At 59.0% G+C, this 19,062-nt stretch carries 15 protein-coding genes; 4 read left to right on the plus strand and 11 right to left on the minus strand.

Going from position 1 to position 19,062, the window contains the following annotated elements:
* Positions 1-73: 73 nt before the first annotated feature.
* A complete protein-coding gene (locus SE91_RS22940) occupies positions 74-352 on the plus strand; it encodes a nuclear transport factor 2 family protein (protein WP_008557470.1) in 279 nt (92 codons plus the stop codon).
* Positions 353-387: 35 nt separating this feature from the next.
* Here SE91_RS22940 and SE91_RS22945 read toward each other — a convergent pair whose 3' ends face one another.
* The gene (locus SE91_RS22945; RefSeq protein WP_061849216.1) at positions 388-1,086 is read right to left on the minus strand and encodes a response regulator transcription factor; all 699 of its coding nucleotides are present in this window, start codon (positions 1,084-1,086) and stop codon (positions 388-390) included.
* A 938-nt stretch (positions 1,087-2,024) separates the two neighbouring features.
* Here SE91_RS22945 and SE91_RS35485 point away from each other — a divergent pair.
* The 3 genes from SE91_RS35485 to SE91_RS22955 all read left to right on the plus strand — a co-directional run bounded on the left by SE91_RS35485 (position 2,025) and on the right by SE91_RS22955 (position 5,195).
* A complete protein-coding gene (locus tag SE91_RS35485) occupies positions 2,025-2,363 on the plus strand; it encodes an H-NS histone family protein (protein WP_082813785.1) in 339 nt (112 codons plus the stop codon).
* Between the two features lie 865 nt (positions 2,364-3,228).
* Entirely contained in the window at positions 3,229-4,197 is a 969-nt protein-coding gene (locus SE91_RS22950; RefSeq protein WP_061849217.1) for a hypothetical protein, read from the plus strand.
* The gene (locus tag SE91_RS22955) at positions 4,194-5,195 is read left to right on the plus strand and encodes a methionyl-tRNA formyltransferase (RefSeq protein ID WP_063921357.1); all 1,002 of its coding nucleotides are present in this window, start codon (positions 4,194-4,196) and stop codon (positions 5,193-5,195) included. Before SE91_RS22950 ends, SE91_RS22955 begins: the two co-directional genes overlap by 4 nt.
* A 50-nt stretch (positions 5,196-5,245) precedes the next feature.
* Here the strand turns inward: SE91_RS22955 and SE91_RS22960 are convergent, their stop codons facing one another.
* The 10 genes from SE91_RS22960 to SE91_RS23005 form a co-directional block, all read right to left on the minus strand.
* Complete coding sequence (locus SE91_RS22960; RefSeq protein ID WP_061849219.1) at positions 5,246-5,857, minus strand: transglutaminase-like cysteine peptidase; 612 nt, start codon at positions 5,855-5,857, stop codon at positions 5,246-5,248.
* Positions 5,858-6,453: 596 nt separating this feature from the next.
* Positions 6,454-7,767, minus strand: a complete 1,314-nt coding sequence (locus tag SE91_RS22965) for an HlyD family type I secretion periplasmic adaptor subunit (protein WP_061849220.1) — start codon at positions 7,765-7,767, stop codon at positions 6,454-6,456.
* A complete protein-coding gene (locus SE91_RS22970) occupies positions 7,764-9,521 on the minus strand; it encodes a type I secretion system permease/ATPase (protein WP_061849221.1) in 1,758 nt (585 codons plus the stop codon). The genes SE91_RS22965 and SE91_RS22970 overlap by 4 nt, the downstream gene beginning before the upstream one ends.
* 270 nt (positions 9,522-9,791) lie before the next feature.
* Positions 9,792-12,554, minus strand: coding sequence for an Ig-like domain-containing protein (locus SE91_RS22975; RefSeq protein WP_245318497.1), 2,763 nt, complete (start codon positions 12,552-12,554; stop codon positions 9,792-9,794).
* Between the two features lie 685 nt (positions 12,555-13,239).
* The gene (locus SE91_RS22980; RefSeq protein WP_061849222.1) at positions 13,240-14,277 is read right to left on the minus strand and encodes a glycosyltransferase family 2 protein; all 1,038 of its coding nucleotides are present in this window, start codon (positions 14,275-14,277) and stop codon (positions 13,240-13,242) included.
* Positions 14,267-15,415 carry a glycosyltransferase family 4 protein gene (locus SE91_RS22985; RefSeq protein WP_156489736.1) on the minus strand — a complete coding sequence of 383 codons (1,149 nt, stop codon included), beginning with the start codon at positions 15,413-15,415 and terminating at the stop codon, positions 14,267-14,269. The genes SE91_RS22980 and SE91_RS22985 overlap by 11 nt, the downstream gene beginning before the upstream one ends.
* A gap of 98 nt (positions 15,416-15,513) precedes the next feature.
* Positions 15,514-16,269, minus strand: a complete 756-nt coding sequence (locus SE91_RS22990) for an FkbM family methyltransferase (RefSeq protein ID WP_061849224.1) — start codon at positions 16,267-16,269, stop codon at positions 15,514-15,516.
* 63 nt (positions 16,270-16,332) lie between these two features.
* Positions 16,333-16,998 (minus strand): class I SAM-dependent methyltransferase, encoded by a 666-nt coding sequence (locus SE91_RS22995; RefSeq protein ID WP_061849225.1) that lies wholly within the window; start codon positions 16,996-16,998, stop codon positions 16,333-16,335.
* Positions 16,999-17,082: 84 nt separating this feature from the next.
* Positions 17,083-18,141 carry a GT-B fold glycosyltransferase domain-containing protein gene (locus SE91_RS23000; RefSeq protein WP_156489737.1) on the minus strand — a complete coding sequence of 353 codons (1,059 nt, stop codon included), beginning with the start codon at positions 18,139-18,141 and terminating at the stop codon, positions 17,083-17,085.
* Positions 18,138-18,929 (minus strand): glycosyltransferase family protein, encoded by a 792-nt coding sequence (locus SE91_RS23005; RefSeq protein WP_061849227.1) that lies wholly within the window; start codon positions 18,927-18,929, stop codon positions 18,138-18,140. Before SE91_RS23005 ends, SE91_RS23000 begins: the two co-directional genes overlap by 4 nt.
* Positions 18,930-19,062 lie beyond the last annotated feature (133 nt).

Raw genomic sequence — 19,062 nt, forward strand, 5'->3', positions numbered from 1 at the left:
GCATCCCAGCTTGATATTATTTAATTATATAATCTCTTCGTCGAATTTAACGCCACCGACGGATCATTGCCACATGCCACTACAATTTCACCGTCCCGCTGCCGAGGGCATTGAGATCTGGAGCGCAAGCAGCGATGGCTTCTCTTTCGTGATCAGTTTCGGGAGCCCCACCGGTCCAGGCTTTCATGGACGCTCCGGCTACTTGGCGAGTTGGCGCCCGCTTTTCGAGAATATTGGAGCCATCAAGATCAGCGGCTCGCCGTTTCAAACGCTGGCCGAGGCCGAAGGGGCCTGCCGCAGCATGCTTGAATGTCTGAGCGCGATCGCCGACGCTGACAGCACAAAACAATGACCAATATGAATGGAGCTACGCGCGTGACGCTCGCGTCATTTTGCGCCGGCCGGATCTCGCTGTGGTAGGCCGGAAGCGTTGATTTCACGCGCCTCCAAATGCAGCTCGTTCCGCGAAATCGCCAGTGCCGCAAGAACAGTCCGGTTGCTGATATCCAGCTTCTGAAAGATGTGATGGAGATGCACTTTGATCGTACCATCCGTGATTTTCAGGCAACGACCGATTTCCTTGTTCGACAATCCCTCAGATACGAGCCGCATGATCTGCCGCTCTCGGCCCGTCAGCTGCGTCAGTGACTTCTCTTCGCCAGCCTGAGGCTCCTCGCCGAGCTCTCCGGGGCTGGCCGAACGTGATGCCAAGCGTTGGTTTTGGGCTATCTTCCGCAGGGTCGCGACCAACGTCTCCAGCTTGGCATCCTTGCCAACAATGAGACACGAGCCGTCCATAGCCGAGCTTTGCAGTTCGCGAACGCCTGCCGCATCTGCGAAGAGAACCACCTGAGTACCTTGGCCCTCGGCGTTTGCGAGAGCCAGCAAGTCCGGCAGCCTGATATCAGACATTGCAGCATCAATCAGCGCAATGTCCGGCACAAGAAGCCGTATCGACTGGATGCAGCTTGCTGCATCTCCGCAGGAGGCCACGACCGCGAGATCGCTCTGCGTCGAAAGGAGGCTGCTGATCCCCTGCAAGACGATCGGATGTCGATCCGCGATGACAATTCTGATGCGGCGCATGGTTCCTCTGCCCGAAGATCAAAACCCGCACGGCGGCGGTTTATTCCAGCACTGTCCCTGCTGGCTGGTGACGCGCGTTAACCATAAGGCGGGTCCGCAACGCAAAGCTCGGCATCTGCCACAGCACATATCGGCCGGGGCACCGTAACTTGCTTCGAAAATGCCTGCAGCACCGTATGAATGCGGGCTCCGCTCGCTAAGACCAGCCATGAATTCTTGTAAAGTCGGGCCCATTAGACAATTTTAAATAGACGTGCCAAACAAATTCTCGCAACGATATATTTGCGTTGACATCGACTCATCGTCCGCTGCGGATTATTACCAAGGATATATAGTTACGCTCGCGATTCAAATCTAACCTTCAGCAAAGTTTCGCCGAAAGTGAGGCGCAACTGGAAGGCAAGAAGCGTTTACCCATCCGCCGAGACGAGGGTGCGCACGGGTACAAATAGCGGCAATCTTTTGTTTTTGGCCGTAACGCCGGGAGGCTCAAAATGAGGAGCGCAAATTTTCTCAAGTGTCTGACTTCAAAAGAACTAAGCAGACAGACGTTTTTCAAGGAGAAGGGGTTTCAATCCCCATTATAGGACCGTTGAGTGCTGATCGGCAAAATGGATCGGCATCTTCGCCAGGCGGTCATCAGTAATCTTTAGTAGCGAGTAGGTGCTCACATGTATTCTGCGGCTATTCTGCGTCAAACTCATGAAGATTTGATCGTTCAATTCACCGAATTGCAAAATCTGCGTAGTCGTGTGTCGAAGGCCGAGCAGCGCATGTTCGGCAGAAGGCGAGCCAGTCGGCGAATCCTCCTTAGGAGACGCCCGCTCGGGCGGAACGTCGTCCCCAGCCGGTAGCGCAAACAAGCTTGCCCGACCGGGCTTGGACCTGATATGCCCCACTTCCTGCTTTGAGACTGGAAGTAGTGGGGACAGCTTCCAATGGACATCGACAACTGGACGTCCGCCAGTACGGCGGAGCTATGGCGGCTGTACGACGAAGTGACTGCGGTTCTTAGCCGCAGAATGACCGCGGAAAAAGTCAAGCTCGAAGAGCGACTTCGCAGGCTGGAGGGGACTGCCGAAGGCCCCGGGTCACGTGCACGCCGCCCCTACCCTCCGGTGCTGCCAAAGTATCGGAATCCCAAGAATCCGTCCGAAACCTGGTCGGGCCGCGGCAAACAGCCCCGATGGCTGAAAGCGCAGCTTCGCGCCGGCAAGAAGCTGAATGACCTCCTGATCAGCCGCCCATCTGGACAAAAGCGCCGCCGAACCGTCTGAAGCTCCGACTATCGTTAGGACGGCGGTGACAGAGCATTGCCGCAGGCGTCACTTTAACGGGTACCCTCCTCCTTCCCGTTGGGGCTGCCATCGTAGCCACCGTTGCCCTTGCCATTGCTGCCCTGCACAATCCGCCCACCAGAACTGGCGATAGCGGTTGAAGCCGAAAGCAGCAAAGCCATCGCTGGAGGAGTAACGACGGCGAATTCCCCCAGCTCTTCAAGTACTCCCGACGCTCGTCGATCTCGGCAGGGATGAGCCATGGCATCCTCCCGCCGGTCAGCCGGCACCACTCGGACCATCCGGCGACCGCCTGAAAATTATTTATTTTGACATTTGTATTTTGGGATTTAAAACTCAAATTAAATATGGAAACGCCGAGAGTAGGACAAACGAGGGCAATCAAAGACTTTTCCTGAGCGGTGCCTTGCGCCGAATAGGCATGCGCGAAACCTTGGCTGCACATTTTCATCGATGACGTCTTTCCAACAGAGTTATTGGACATGCCCGCGGGCCGAATGCACAGCCCTCAAAGAGTCCCTCTGACGACCACGAACAGCGGATTGAGGCCAGCCCTCCAGCATCTGTTGAGCTCGGCGGGTCGTCCCCGCTTCCGAGGATTCGCATCGGCAGCACCACCTGAGCGCTCATACGCGATCTGTTCTACATCGCGCTCCGGACAGCGCGCGGTTGGTTTCCGGAGCGCTCTGTTCAAAAACACGAGGAAGCCGGTTTCCTCCACGGGCAACAGCGGGGCAGATCGATGACCGTAACTGGAACAACGGTCGCGCAATTGCAATCTGGCGATGCGGGCATGAGAGCTTTTCGCAGACCGGGCTTCTCGCCTGTTCGTCTACGAACGCTGATGAAGCTCGCCGTCGCGGAAACGGGACTGGACATGTCGGGAATGACTGTGCTGACCGAAGCCGCGACTGGCGCTTATGCCGTGACCCCCGTCCTCGCAGCGATGGCCGGAGCCAAGCGCGTCCACGCGTTCGCGAGGCCCGGCCGCCACGGGACCGTGCTCGATGCCAAGCGCGAGACTATGGAGCTCGCGGCCCTTCTGGGTGTCGCTGACCGTATCGGGATTTTGGAAAGCATCAGCCCTGAGATACTCCACGGCGTCGATATCGTAACCAACAGTGGCCACCTTCGTCCTCTTACTAGTGAACTGATCGACCAGCTGCGCGACGACGCCGTGATTGCCTTGATGTTCGAGGCCTGGGAATTTCGCGGTGAGGACCTCGATATCGAAGCGTGCGCCCGGCGCGGAATTCCTGTGGTCGGAGTCAACGAGCGGCACCCCGCTGTCGACGTCTTCTCATTTCTCGGCCCGCTCGCCGTGAAGCAGTTGCACGACTGTGGTCTGGCGGTCCTTGGCAACAAGATAGGCCTGCTCTGCGACAACGACTTCCTTGCTCCCCTGCACACCGGGCTGACAAGCCTCGGCGCGAAGGTCAACACATTCAGCAGTGTTGCCGCTGTCCACCCCGACGCGTGGGACGCCTTCGTCGTCGCCTTGCAGCCAGCGACCACGCCACGCGTCGGCCAGGCAGAGGCGACACATTTGGCCGCCTGCGCGCGCGCCGGCGCTGTCGTGGTACAGTTCTGGGGCGATATCGATCGAATGGCGCTGGCGCGAAATGGCTTCGCTGTCTGGCCAACGAGCCCCGTCAAGCCGGGCCACATGGGCATTCTGCTCTCGGACATCGGCCCCGAACCGATCGTACGATTGCAGACCGGCGGCTTGCGCGCGGCCGAATGGGTTCGGCGCGGCGGCGCCGTAACTCCGGATGGCTTCGCCCAGCTCGTACCGTGGCCGGCGGCGACATGACGGAACCCCTGCAGCCCGATGTCGTGCTCCTCGCGGACGGGCCGACGGGCTTCGCGGCGCTTCGCTCCTTGGCTGCGCGGTGCCGTGTGGTCCAGATCTTCCGAAAACCGGACCAACCTGAGGCCCGCGCGTTGAGCGCATTCGCAGAAGCACGGGGCATCCCGGTTACGGAGTTGCTGGAGTTGAATCAGCTCCAGAAAGTGATCGAAGACCTGCGCCCGGCGGCAGTTGTGATCTCCTCGTTCGATCGGATCATTCCCCCGCGCATTCTTGCATCGTGTCGCTTCGTCAACGTGCACTATTCCCTTCTGCCGCGTTATCGCGGCCGCGCCAACGTCAATTGGGCAGTCATCAACGGCGAGACCACCGCCGGCATCAGCATTCACCTTGTCGTTCCGGAGCTTGATGGCGGCAATCTGCTGTTTCAGAAGGCGATCTCGATCGGTGCGAACGACACGGTCACCTCTCTCTACGAGCGCCTCAACGCGATCCAGGAAGATGAACTTGGCGGGGTCGTCGTTCGAGCGATCACCGGCTATCAGGGCACAGCTCAAGATGCCGATCAGGCCTCCTATGGCTGCACCCGTGTTCCGGACGATGGAGAGATTGACTGGCGGCAACCGACCGACACCATCGATCGGCTGATCCGCGGCTTGACGCCGCCATTTCCTGGTGCCTTCACCCACCTTGCCGGGCAGCGTCTCAGCATCACTCACGCCTCCCCCCAGCTTGATGCCCGCTGCTATGTCGGCCGCGTGCCAGGCCGGATCGTAGGGCGATCATCTTCCGAAGGCTGGGTCGATGTGCTGACTGGCGACGGCGTACTGCGTATGTTCAGCGTCCTCCTTCCCAATGCCGAGCAGCCGTGTGCCGCCGCTTCCGTCATCGGATCGACGCGAGCTACCCTGGGGCTGTCGCGCCTCGATCTTCTCCGCCGGATCGTCGCGCTTGAAGATCGGCTTGCTTCGCTCGAGCAGCTGAATAGCGCTCACAAGTAAGCGCAACCGGTCTGGCCAAGGCAGCCTCAGGCTCCGGCGTCGCCCATGCCTCATACCCCTTCGCGTCCAACGGTGGCCCACAGCCCGTCATTGCCTGCGCTTTGCACGCGAACCCAGCGATAGGGCGTCCGCGACCACGGCTTGACCCGTGGCGTGAGATTGTCGAGGACGAAATCGCCGCTCCTAGTCCGCACCAGAAGCACCAGATGATGTTCGCCGGACCTCATGACCACTTCGCTCAATAGGAGGACGCGCGCTGGCCAGCCGCGCCGAAGCAGCTCGTGACGCTTGCTCACCGCGTAATCGTTGCAATCGCCACGATCGGGATTGATGGTCCATTCTTCGCCGGCGAGACCGAACTCGTTGCGAGCCGGTTCTATTGCCTGATTGACCCTGCGATTGATCTCCTGCAGGTCTGCCCATCGCGTCTCGGTCAACCGGATCGGACCGCCGCGGAAGGAGCGCCGCGGGCGACATTCGGCCTCATACCGCAGGCAAAACACCGTATATGTGAGAGGCGGAAGCGTTGGGCGTCCGAGTTCAATGCGCGCAGGAGCCGGCGGCGCCCTTGGCGCGGTCGACAATCCCGCACGAGCCCACTGAACGCCTCCGATCATGACAGCAATGGCTGCCGCAACGGCCGGCCCCGAGGTTCGCTGCATCCGCCGCCCCCTGAGAACGCCAACTAGGTCAGGATTCGCTGCTTCGAGCCTCCCGGTCGCGAAAAGCCCTCCGGTCGCTCACACTATTTGATATTAAATCTATTTAATTTAAATAACAATAATAATCACACATTAAATCGACGCGAATGGCCGCACCCAGACGGCCGCCGGGATGTCGCAGACCGGCAGATGCAAAGATCAGGACGAGTGATAGCGGGAAGTTTTGGCCCGGTCGGGCCGCCCGACGGGACCCATCAAGAACGCCGGAGGGAGTTGCCCGCTCATCCAGCGGTCTCAGGATTTGCCGTCGCCAGGCGAAAGGGCGTGCCGAGCGGATGGCCGCTCGAGCGATCGCGGGCCTCGCGCCAGAGGTAACAGGCGTCCGTTGCGGTGATCCACCGAAAGCCGCGCGACCTGGTGCGGCTCATTCGGAGGCGGATGATCTCACGACATTCGCCACGCCAAATCTGCTGCGGCGAACCGCTTGCCCGGCGCGCCGGGCGTTCAAACCAAGTCGCAGGCTCCGTCACGAGGCGTGATGCGCTTTCGTCGCCGGCGCCCTGGGGCGCCGGCGACGAATGCTCGCGCGAAAGATCTCAACGCTCCTTGAACGCGTGCCCCGCCTGATCCTGCAGCGGCTTGAGCAGGTATGACAATGCGGTCCGACCCGCGGTCTTGATGAACACCTCGACCGGCATGCCGGGCAGCAGCTTGGCCGAGCCGAGCTTCGCCAACTCCTCCGGCTTCAGCAGGACGCGGCCCGTATAGTAGCTCGTGCCGGCGCGCTGATCTTGCGTAATATCTGCCGAGACCATGCTGACCTCCCCATCGATTTCGGGCGTGGTCTTCTGGTTGAACGCTGCGAAGCGCATCGTTGCGGTCTGTCCCACATAAACTTGGTCGATATCGCGCGGTGCGATCTTGACCTCGATCGCAAGCGAATCTGCATCAGGTACGATCAGCATGATCTGCTCGCCGGGCGAGATGACGCCGCCAACAGTGTGGACGTTCAGCTCGTGGACGCGGCCGGACTGCGGAGCCCGGATATCGACCCGGTTCAGCTGATCAACCGCGGCAGTCTTGCGCTCGCTCAGTTCGGAGAGTTTCGAACGTGTTTCGATCAGGTCCTTGCCGACTTCCGTCCGCAGGTCCTGGTCGACCTGAATGGTCTGGAGTCCGATTTCCGAGATCTTGCCCTTCGACTGAGCAATCATTCCGGCGAGCTGGCTGCGCTCGCCTTCGATACGGGCGGAGTCGCGTTCGAGGGCATTGAGCCGCGTGATCGGCACCAGATTCTTTTGCCAGAGGCTGCGCACGCCCTCCAGCTCCTGGCGGATGAATTCGACTTCCTTCTGCTTGGCCTCGGTCTGGCCCATATAGCCCTTGATCTCGTTCTCCAGCTGCGCGCTTCTCTCCTGCAACTGCGCTTTCTGGCCGCTCCTTGCCTGACGACGCAGGTCGAACAGCTTCCGCTCCGCGGTGATTGCACGGTTCGCCTCGGAGTTGCTCTCCTTGGCGCGGTCGAGCAGCACCTTGGGGAACACGACCTGGTCGGCGCCATCGCGCTCGGCCTCGAGACGAGCCTGCCGTGCGAACAGCTCATCGATGCTGTTGGTAACGATCGTCGCGTTCGCGAGCGTCTGGGTCTCGTCGAGGCGGATCAAAATGTCGCCTGCCTTGACCCGGTCGCCTTGCCGCACCCGCAATTCTCCCACGATCCCGCCCGTGGCGTGCTGGACCTTCTTGACGCTCGAATCCACAACAACCACGCCTTGGGTGATGACCGCGCCCGACAATTGGGTCGTTGTCGCCCAGCCGCCGACCCCGAAGGTCACCAGAGCCAGCATGATCATTCCGACGATCATGTAACGCTGGATGGATTGCAGCGCCGGCGCTACCTGACCGCTCATCGGCCACCTCCTTGAGCTTCCCCGACAACTTTGAGCGGTACCGGATTTCGCAACACTTTATTGAGAACCTCCTCTTTCTTGCCGAAGGACTGAACCCTGCCGTCTCCGAGACACAAGACATGGTCAACCGCTTCCAGCGCCTTCGGGCGATGGGCGACAACGGCGACAATTCCTCCCCGGCGGCGCACGTTCATGATCGCCTCGGTCAAGGCCTCCTCGCCCTCGGCATCGAGATTGGACGAGGGTTCATCGAGCACGACCAGGAAGGGCTTGCCGTAAAACGCGCGCGCAAGCCCGATGCGCTGCCGCTGCCCGGCGGACAGCGCCAGTCCTCCCTCGCCGATCTTCGTGCTGTATCCGTCCGGAAGGGAGAGGATGAGGTCGTGCGCACCAGCGGAATGTGAGGCTTCCAGAACAGCGGCGGCGGTTGCCTGCGGGTCGAATCTTGCAATGTTCATGGCAATGCTGCCGTCGAACAATTCGACATCCTGTGGCAGATAACCGATGTGCTTGCCGAGGGCGTCCGAAGACCAATGATCGAGGGCGGCGTTGTCGAGCCGAATCCGGCCTCGAACGCACGGCCACACCCCAACCAGCGCACGTGCCAGCGTCGACTTGCCGGACCCGCTTGGACCGATGATTCCGACCGCCTGCCCGCTTCGCAGCTGGAATGACACTTCGCTGAGGGTGGGCCTCTCGCAGTTCGGAGCGCCGACATAGAGATGCTCGGCGGTGAGGGTTCCAACGGGCGCAGGCAGCGCCAACCGCTCCTCCTCTTGAGGCAGAAGCTTCAGCAAGTGATCGAGCCGCTGTCCCGACTGTCGCGCAGCGACGAAGCCTTTCCAATTCGCAATGGCCATCTCGACGGGCGCCAGTGCCCGCGCGGTGAGGATCGATCCGGCAATGATGATGCCGGCGGTCGATTCCTGGTTGATGACGAGGACGGCCCCGACGGCCAGAACCAGCGATTGCAGGATTGCCCGGAAGATCTTCGAGGCGCCACCGAGTCCGTTCGCGACATCGCTGGCCCGCTCTTGCGCCGCGAGGTACTTCGCGTTGGCATCGCGCCAACGCAACGCCGCCTGCTGGCGCATGCCCATGGCCTGCAAGACTTCGGCATTCCGCCGCCCCTCGAGCACAAGGGCAGTTCTCGATACGGCCAGACGCGAGGTCGCCTTTGCCGGCCCTCGGGTTCGAGTTTCGGTGAGGATCGTAATACCGACAAGCACCAGGGCGCCGGCCAGCGCAGTGACGCCGATCCAGAAGTGAAAGAGGAAGCAGACGCCGAGATAGATCGGCATCCAGGGCAGATCGAACAGCGCCGTCGGCCCGCCGCTCGACAGAAAGCTGCGGACCTGATCAAGATCCCGCACAGGCTGCAAGCCGTCGCCATCCGCCCTGGTCTTGAGAGGCAGGCGAACAAGCGCGTCGAAAACGCGAGCGCCGAGCATTTCATCGAAATACCGCCCGACCCGGGCACTTATCCTGCTCCTGATGAGGTCGAGCCCACCCTGAAACAGATAAAGCACCGTCGCCAGGACCATCAAGGCGATCAGTGTCGGTATGCTGCGCCCGGGCAGCACCCGGTCATACACTTGCAGCATGAAGAACGAACCGGTGAGCATGAGGAGATTGCTCATCCCGCTGAAGGCCGCGAGCGCCCAGAAGATCCGGCGGCAAGACCGCAGGAAGGCCGACAGCTCCGACTGCGAATCGTCATAGTCATCCGCCGGCCGCCGTCGACCGGTGAACATTCGCTGCCGCAGAGCTTCGATCGGGCGCTTTGTCCAATCGACCAGTCGCGATGTCCGCAGCTCGGCGTTTTCCGCCCGCTGCCGTCCAGCCGCCCAGAGCTCTGATATGTGAAGAAGTGGAATTCTAATGAGATTAGCGGGCGGGGGGAATGCCCCCCGCCGTCCAAAGTCCATCATGGTAGCCGCCCTTGAACCATGCCTTTGTCTGAAGATCCCCCAAGAGATCCCCAAGGCAGTTGTTGAGTACTACTTGGTGTGGATGCCCACACTTTACGCGAAGTGGAAGTCCTGGCTGGTCAACGAACCGACCTTCATGTTCTTCAGCGTGAGCGTGTCGCCCCCCGTCGCGATGACGACGTCCTGACCCGACTGGGTCGCGTGGGAGAGAACACTCGCAAAACTGTCGAACACGCTCTTGCTGAACTGGATCGTGTCGTGAGCAGGTCCGCTGGCAGTGAAGTCCTTGATGACATCATTGCCGAAATTCGCGGCAAACGAGAACGTGTCGGCCTTGGTGGTGCCAACGAAGGCGTCATTGCCTGACGTGCTCGTCTGTACGTTGCTGCTCGTCGAGCTCGAAGTCGCAGCGAGCTGAGTGGTGCTCGTGGACGACGTAACTACGCTCGACGTACCGACCTGCCCATCGCCGTTGAGATCCTGATGGAAGCTCGGCTCGAGCGATTTGAGGCCGGAGGTCGACACGAAGCCTCCGGAACTCGAGCCCGTCAGGCTGCTCACGTGGGAAACGTAGTTACCATCGCTGTCGGTATTCCACGCCGTGTACTTTCCGGTGCTCGCCTCCTTCCAGACGACCTGATAGCCGGTCGCCGTCTTTTCGGCCGCAATCGGAGCCCAAGTGCCATCCGACCCATCGATGAAGGCGGCACCGCCATGCTTCAGCGTGGGACCGGTCCCGGTGCTGCTGTTGAGGTAGAATTTGTCACCACTCTCAACAAGACGTGTCGCGCCGGCCGACTCGACCACCGTACCAGCAGTGGGTGACGTCGGAGCAGTGGGTGACGTCGGAGCGGTGGGCGCCGTCGGTGTGCCCGTGCTGGAAGTACCGATCTGTCCGTCACCGTTCAGATCCTGATGGAAGCTCGTCTCGAGCGATTTGAGACCAGAGTTCGACACGAAGCCGCCTGATGAAGACCCGGTCAGGCTGCTGACGTGGGAAACGTAGTTCCCGTTATCATCTGTGTTCCAGGCCGTGTACTTACCGGTGCTCGCTTCCTTCCAGACGACCTGATAGCCGGACGCCGTCTTCTCTGCAGCAACGGGATCCCAGGTGCCATCTGACCCATCGATGTAGGCCAAACCGCCCTTCTTCAGCGTGGGACCTGTCCCGGTGCTGCTGTTGAGGTAGTACTTGTCAGCACTCTCAACGAGACGTGTCGCACCGGCCGACTCGATCACCGTGCCAGCAGTGGGAGACGTCGGTGTAGTAGGCGAGGTCGGCGTAGTGGGCGATGTCGGCGCCGTGGGGGACGTCGAGGTGACGCTGGCCGTGACCACGGAGGACGCCACACTGGTGTTGCCTGCCGCGTCCGTTGCCTTCGCCGTGAGGCTGTGCGCACCGACCGCAAGCGCAGCGGACGTATAAGCCCACACACCGCTCGTGTTCGCAGTCGCGGTCCCGATCTGGGTCGTGCCGTCGAACACCTTCACGACGCTACCCGCTTCGGCGTTGCCCGACATCACCACCTGATTGGCGGTATTCACCTTGTTGCTGGCAATCGTCGGCGCGGTCGGCGCCTTAGTATCAACGGTGACTGCCAGTGCCGACGATGCCGCGCTGGTCTGCCCCGACGAATTGGTCGCCGTTGCGGTGAGCATGTGCTTGGCGTCCGTCAGGACCTTCGTGATGTAGGCCCAATTGCCGCTCGAATCCGCAGTCGTCGAACCGATTTGGGTCGTACCATCGTAGAACTTGACCGTGCTGCCGGCAGCAGCGGAACCCCTGAGCTCGATGGTACTGTCGTTGGTGATCTGGTCACCAGCGGCTCCGCTATCAGTAGAGAACGACTTGATGACCGGAGAGGATGGTCCGGTCGGAGCAGGCGAGCTTGGGACCGTCGGGGCCGGCGGCGTGGGCGCAGGCGCATTGGCATCCTGCTCGACCCGCCCCGTGAGCATATTCACGTTGTTTGCGAATATAGACTTGGAGTAGCTGTCATTCGGCCCATACACCGGATAGCTCAGGCCGTTGACGCCACTCGGGTCGAAATAGTTGTCATGCACATTGAATGTGCCGGTCAGAGCGCCAGGCTGGGTATTCGGTCCCGATCCGGAAATGAAATAGTTCATCTGCCCGGTAAACGTGTTGCCGGCGATCTCGGCCGAACCCGTGTTGTCGGCAAAGAACCCCTGGGTAATCCCTCCGTTCTGGACGGTGGTATTATAGAGGATGTGGGTCGCGTCTATGTTCGGCCCATAAACCTGGAGAAAGTCACCATGGGTGGACGGACCACCCATGCCGGCCTGTTCCAGTACGTTATTCTGAATTGTGATGTCGCCACCAGTCTTGCCGTGGCGGCCGATGAGGTCCGAGTTGGAATTCTTCAGCCACGAATATTGGACCGTGAGGCCGGGACCTTCCATTTCGATGAGAAACTCGGCACGACCGCCGCCGCTCAGGCCATCTATAGTACAATTGCTGACAAGCAGATTGGAGGATGTCTGAGAGCCGGAAATGACACTGGTTTGCGGACCCCCTGGATTCAGCCCGTTGAACTTCGAGTTGATCAGGCTGGTGTTCGCCGCCGTCGTCACGACCGCCCAGCCGCCGAAATCATAGCCGTCGAGCGTAACGTTATTCCCCGTGATCGTGATGCTCTTTTGCGTCGCGTTGACCGAAACGCCGGCGATCGAGATCGTCGCCGGGTTCTTGAGCGTTAGCCCCTGCGGCGTACCAACATAATAGTCCACCCCGGCGACATTCCATCCGGGCCGGTTCGCACCGTAGGAATCGAGCAAGTTCGGAAGCTGCGGCGTTCCAACTGGAGCATTTGCGGAGCCGTCGTTAATTGCCATCTACCCTGTTCTCCTGATTTATTAGGAACGATAGGCGCGCGCTCAACCGCGAGGTCCCCCGAGCGACACGCTATCCTTAGAAGCCGATTATCTCGGCCGCGGCGACTCTTGGCCGAGCACCGCGGACTTTTTTTGGACTAGATCGAGGCTGTGCTGGGGTCATGTCTTGGCTCAGACCGCCACACTCACGTGCATTAAATTATTAAACACGCACCTTGCACAAACGCACCGGCACGAATCGCAGATCCACAGACAACATCGCACTATAACCAGGCACAGAGAAGACCGGTAGCCGATTTGCCAGCGATGAATTGACGCCAAGGGAGCACAATTGATTACGCAATCAAAATAGCGCTCTATTGCGAAATAATACTTTTAAATAAGCATATAACCAAACTCGATGCGGGAAGGTAAATCGGTGCTCCCGATCGAAGGCATTACGCCAAGCCCACGCCACAATATCCGGGCGAACCTGGCTTTCCTGGCGAACGAGTTCGTGGTGATCGATTGAGGGGCGGGTCGCCACGACCCAGGCCGCCCGGACTCAAACACGGGCGTCTTCTGCGGGACATCCGAATTGCATCACCTTATGCCGCGCCTCCCATTTGACGCGCTCGCCAACCTCGCCGCTCGCGCAAGATGAGCATGCGCCGCCTCTGCGATTGAAGCTGAACATGCGTAGCGCCTAGCCGGGCTGAGGCAATCGCACGGAAGCGTCGGGTTTCCCGGACTTCCCCTGGGCGCCGTCCATCAGGCCGACGAGGGTGACTTTCGCCGCCAAAGGCGCGCCGATAACGACGTACCTGACGGCGTGCAGCAAACCCCAGCCAAAGTGAAGCAGCCACCGGCGTTTGGCCCACCGACGCGCGAAGAGGATGCTGTTACGCGCCGACAGATAGACCGAAAGAAATGATTGCTTTTTCGGGTCAATCGCAGAACCAATAGCAGTGCCGCCAACGTGGCGTATGATCGCCCGTTCCGCGAAGCCTATTCTGTGCTTACCGCGGCGACGACCCCAGTCCACATCTTCCATATACAGAAAATACTCTTCGGCCATCAATCCGACGTCCTCAACAAACGCACGCGTCACCAGCACGCAAGCGCCACTAATCGAATCAATCCGCGAAAGTACCTCAGGTGTCGGAGAACTGCCCGCCATCGAATTCCTGCCGACTGCAAGAACACGGCCTGTGACGGGCGACCAATGAAGCCCGTAATTAATGATCTTGTCGGGGGCATGATCGAACACCAGGGTGCCACCAATCATTCCGAAACCCTGACTTGCCTTGACCATGAATTCCGTCAGGCAGCTCTCTTGGACATCAGTATCCGGATTGAGAACGAGCACGGCTTCCCAGCCGCGGCTGCCGAGTAGGCGCTCGAGCCAGGCGTTTATCCCTCCGCCATAGCCAAGATTGTCTCTCGCAAGTCCTACCCGAACCGAGATTGGCCGGTCCTGGAATCGACATTTGAAGATAGAGTCAAATCGTCCGCCGGGCGCGTCGATAACATCATCTTCGTCCTGAGTGCACGGCACCACCCGCTCCCGGCCGACAAGCGCAGCGACCAGCGTTTCGAACGCCTTCTTTCCTCCGTTCTCGCAGATATAGACTTCAAAATCCTGCCAGTCGGACGATGCGAGTGACCTCAAGCAGCGCTGAATGTCGTCGGGATTGCGATACCCGACGATCAGCACGGCAAGCTTTGCGCGATCAGAGCTCATGGCCGATCCGACTCTTCATTAGCTCCCGGCGCTGACTCGCGACCAGATCCCATGTAAAATGCCGCGCATGTTCAACGGCGGCAGCTGACATTCGCTCTCGAAGACCAGCATCCTCTGCCAGGGCACGAATGGCTGCTATCCAGCCTGACGCATCATGCGGATCGAGCACAAAGCCTTCACGTTGGTCACGCACGATACGTCCTGCACCCATTGAGGTGGTGACAACCGGCAGGCCACACCCGCAGGCTTCGTAGGTTACTTGCGGACCGCCCTCTTCCATGGTTGGGAAAACGAATATGTCTGACGATCTATAGAGCGATCCAATATCCTCGACATATTCAAGCACCGTCACGTCATCCCTTGCGAGAAGACTGGCGCATTTTTCCTTGACCACCGGCTCCATCTTTCCAGCCAGCACCAGCCGGCCCTTCACCCCGCTTCGCGCCCAATAGTCGAGGATCAAGTGCGCCCCTTTTCGCACGCAAATGATTCCGACAAATATCGCCGTTATTCCGCGATTCGGAGAAGGGATTTTTTGCTCCCCGGAGAGGCGGACCGGATCCCAGCCATATGCCGCCGTCAGGCATTTTTCCTTGGGCACGCCGCTGTCCAGCAAGGACGCTTCCACACGTTCATTGGGGCAGAATATATAGTCTATCTCTTTCAGGATCTCGGTTTCGCGTTCAACTGACGCCTCAGTTATTCCATGCATAGGTGCTGCGCCAAGCTTGGCGTACTCCCGATCGAGAATCACTTTGGCGGTCTTGGTATGGCAGTTGAATTGCTCACGAAAGACGGTGATGTCGCGCCTTTTCAATTCCCTGAGAAGCTCCGTGCTTGCGCTTGGCCAAAGATAGGCAGCCAAGTTCTGCGAACGAGTTTTGTCGATGCATGATAGAAATGTGGCCTCCATGCCTCGAGCTACACCGCCCTTTACCCACGAGAACGGCACGTATCGCTTCCATAGGGGCAGAGTCTCGATAACCTCGACTGAGGGCAGCCGCCGCCGGCTGCGCGGAGTTACGATGGTGACGCTAAAACTTTGATCAACCATACCCATCGCGAGCGAGCTGCACGTGTAGCTCACCCCCTTCCCCGTAAGTGGCAATGGCATCAAAACACCGGTCGAAAAGCTCAAGATCACCTCTGCGATTCAATCACGCGGATGGCACATAAAGGTACCTGGAGTGGTGGATCAGTGAATGACTAACACACCAGCCCCCTGCGCCTTACTCGTTAGGATGCCGCCTCCATTTGCTCTTCTGTCAAGTACCACGTGAAAGTAACCGACCGCGGTGCAATTCCCGCCTGAAAGTGCCCCTCGTTGTAGACATAAGGGCGATAACCGAGCTCGACCAAAAATTCAGTAAGCGGCTCCGACGCAAATGCACACATTAGTGCGGGCTTCTGACGCTTTAGCGTGTCTTGTCCGCCCTTCAAGATGTCCAGTTCCGCTCCCTGGGCATGCAGCTTGATTAATGCTGGCGCCAGCGCAAGGGAATCGAGACTCTTGCAGGTTACTCGATGCATGCGAACGGTCAGCTTCCTTTCGTCAAAACGGTACATCCTGCCTGGATTCTTTAACCACTCCGTCGCCTCATTGTACGAAGTGGCGGCCATCCCGTCGCATTCCCATCGGCCGTATTTCGGAAGAAACAACTCAATTGCGCCGGAACTGCCGCCAAGCGCACATTCAAGGACGCGCACGGAATCGTCTCGACGATGTCGCAATGCGAGCCGCTGCGCTGATTGTGGCTCAGGCTCAACGGCCACTATATGAGAGCCCGGCGAGAGCTTCTTGAAGGCTGCAATACTTTGGCCCCGGTTCGCACCAACGTCCACAATCAAGCCGCGTCCAATCGGAAGCAGCTTGATCCCGAGAAATTCCCGCTTCAAGAAATAAGACGCGGAAAAGTCCTTGACGGCGAATCTCGCTGCCGCTGCGCCAGGAACATTGGCGTAAAGATAGCGCGCCACCGCCTTCAAGTTCATAGTGCCCAACCATTGTTCTTCGGAAGAGGAAGCAAGCGCTCGATAAGCTGGTACGTGATCACCTCAGTCGGCGTTGATCCACTTGACCGGCTGCTGCTGAACGTCGCCCTCAATCGGCTCTCCGAGCATGATGTATTGCTTCGCAAGATGGTGTCGCAAAAGGCCCAACGAAAAACAGTTAAGGGCTCTTGCCCTGTAACCCTGCATTCCAGAAATCAATCCTTTCGAGACGTTCAGGCTCGCGGCGTTCATCAGACCAACGGCGGTACTTTCGACAAAGAACCGGACGTGAGTGCGATCCAGGATTCCCGCGTCCTGATAGTCAAACTGGCGCCTGAACAGGAGGGGAACTGCAACACTGAGGTGAGCGAGGTTCGGAACGGAAACCACGACATGTCCTCCAGGCTGAAGCAGCGCTCGGACGCTCTGGAGAACACTTGCCGAATCGACGAGATGCTCGAGCACATCGAGCATCAATATGAGATCGTATCTCTCAAGTCGAGGCAGGCATTCATCGATGCCCCCAATGATCGCTACATCCACGTTTCGACTGAGCTCCCCAGCCACCGCATGATTTATCTCGACGCCAGTCGTCTGAGCGTTGGGGTAGATCGTTTTAATCCATCGGAGCGTTTGGCCGGACGCCGCCCCAATCTCGAGGATGTTGCTTGCGTTCTTTGGCAGAAGCGGGCCTATCTCGTGTCGCTCGTGATGGAAGTAGCCGCTCATGGTGATCCTAATGGCAAGAAAACTTGTGATGACAGGTACGGCCCCGGCGACGCGACAACAATCTCAGTGAATTCAGCGGGCCAGTCATCGCGACCGACTCCACGCTTTTGTGAACCCGGACCGCCCATAGTACACCCGTCTCCTTGCGCCTCGGACCAATCGGAGACATTCGCGCGCGAGGGACGCTGAAATGGAGGGGGGCAAGGCCACTGGGCCCTGCGGTTCAAGCCATTCACGAATTCGCGGATGTCCGGGGGCGAGCGTGTTGATGAGCTTCATCCAGAGCTCCGGCTCCATTGAATCGTGGAAGTGGAGCACGCTTGCGTCCATTATCTTTGCCCCGTCATAATTTCCCGGGAGAAAGCTGCAAACTGGGAAGTTGCTTGTATCCGGAAGCGCCTGCCAAACCAGCCCAAGCCGGAGCACGGTCAAACCCAGCACCACTTGATCCATGAAATGCACTTGAGAGTGTGTCCTGGCCACGTGGTTATCGAGAAATCTCTTGAAATCGGAAAGGAAATTCTTTCCGAACCGCGTGTTGCGCCGATACACGTAGAGGCCGGCATTCCAGTAGAATCTGATCTTGTGTCCATCGCCTGTTTGAAGCCATGGAAGATCGTCCGACACTTTGCCGATAAGCGCAGCGGACCGTCCCCAGAACGGATCGTTCGGGTCTGTTATCCCCCTCGACCCGATCACTCCCGCATCCGGTGCACTGGCGAGGAAGTCCACACCAGGCGGGAGTTCGAGACCATTGGGCTCCTGCAAGAAGAGGATGTCGCTGTCGACCCATGCGATTGCCTCTGTCGTTACTCTCTCCTCGACAGCCACAATCGCTTCAGCCTTGTTCATGTAATGATGCCAGGCGTAAGGATTCTTCGGAAACACCCGCAGGTGCTTGATCCCAAGCTCTTCCATTCGGCGATGCGTTTCGCGCGCGAGCGGCGGCGTCAAACGTGGCGTTACCGCGAACACGTCCAGGTTTGCAAAGCGGCCGCCAAAACGTCTCAGGCTGTCCACCATCCTCAGCGTAAGCGGCTCGAGCATCCCAGACTCGATGCAGACAACAACGGTCATCGAAGTCGGACGACGGATCGATTTGTTGTCCTGCGCCCGAATGGCGCCATCCAGAACATCACTCAAGCGGCGTCCTCGCTTGCCAACACGAAGCCGAGTTCTCTGGCTTTCATCTCTGGGTATTCGAACGCTGAATGCAACGTCGATGCTCGCAAGGTGCCTTTGTATCTCAAGCGCATGCGACGGAGCAGGAGCGGTAAAGGGTTTCTGGTCAACTGAACGATCACCGTCGGCCAGGGGAGTAGCACCTGCCACTTCCGCACCATATAGCGGTAGGCTGCAACGTAGGTTTGATCGAGGCACACTGTCGGCTTGCTGTTATGAATGACCGGCAGATCGATCACATAGGATTTCATCCCAGCTTCTCGCGCTTCAAGCACGATATCCGTTCCGTAGAGATGGAAGGACGGCAGCGCGGGGTCAAATAGCGCACCCGAAGCCCGACGCACAATCAAGACGGCTTCATCAAGACTCGCCACCTCACGTGGTTCGCGAAATGGGCCACCGCATACGGCGCCAATTCCGGAATCCCACAGATGTCCAACATAGGTCCCCTGGGATGTAACGCCCGTAAGACCGAGGACGCCCCAAGAAGGGTCAGTCAAGCTCATTTTCTGACAGACGATCCGCAAGCGTTCGAACCAGCCCTCCGGAAAATAGACGTCTTGATGGCTGAACACGACAATGTCGGCCTGAGCACGAGCCATTGCATCGTGGTAGGCAACGGATGCGGCCTTCGCTCCCCAGATAATTGCCAGCGGAATGCGGCCGTCCGATATCTCCTTCGATCGCTGCAGATTGCGGCCTAGGATCATTCGATCATTAGCCACACAGAAGACCTGCACGGACGTCATTCTGCCGTTCCTTCGAACCTCTAATTGCGCCGCGATACGATTTATAAAAAGCTAGAATTAAACCATCGCAGAACTTGTACATTTAATTGCGTGGCCAATTTAATAGTATATATTCGTTTGTCAATTGAATTCA

This window comes from Bradyrhizobium sp. DOA1 (genome assembly GCF_001593325.1).
In the GTDB taxonomy this organism is placed as follows: Bacteria; Pseudomonadota; Alphaproteobacteria; order Rhizobiales; family Xanthobacteraceae; genus Bradyrhizobium.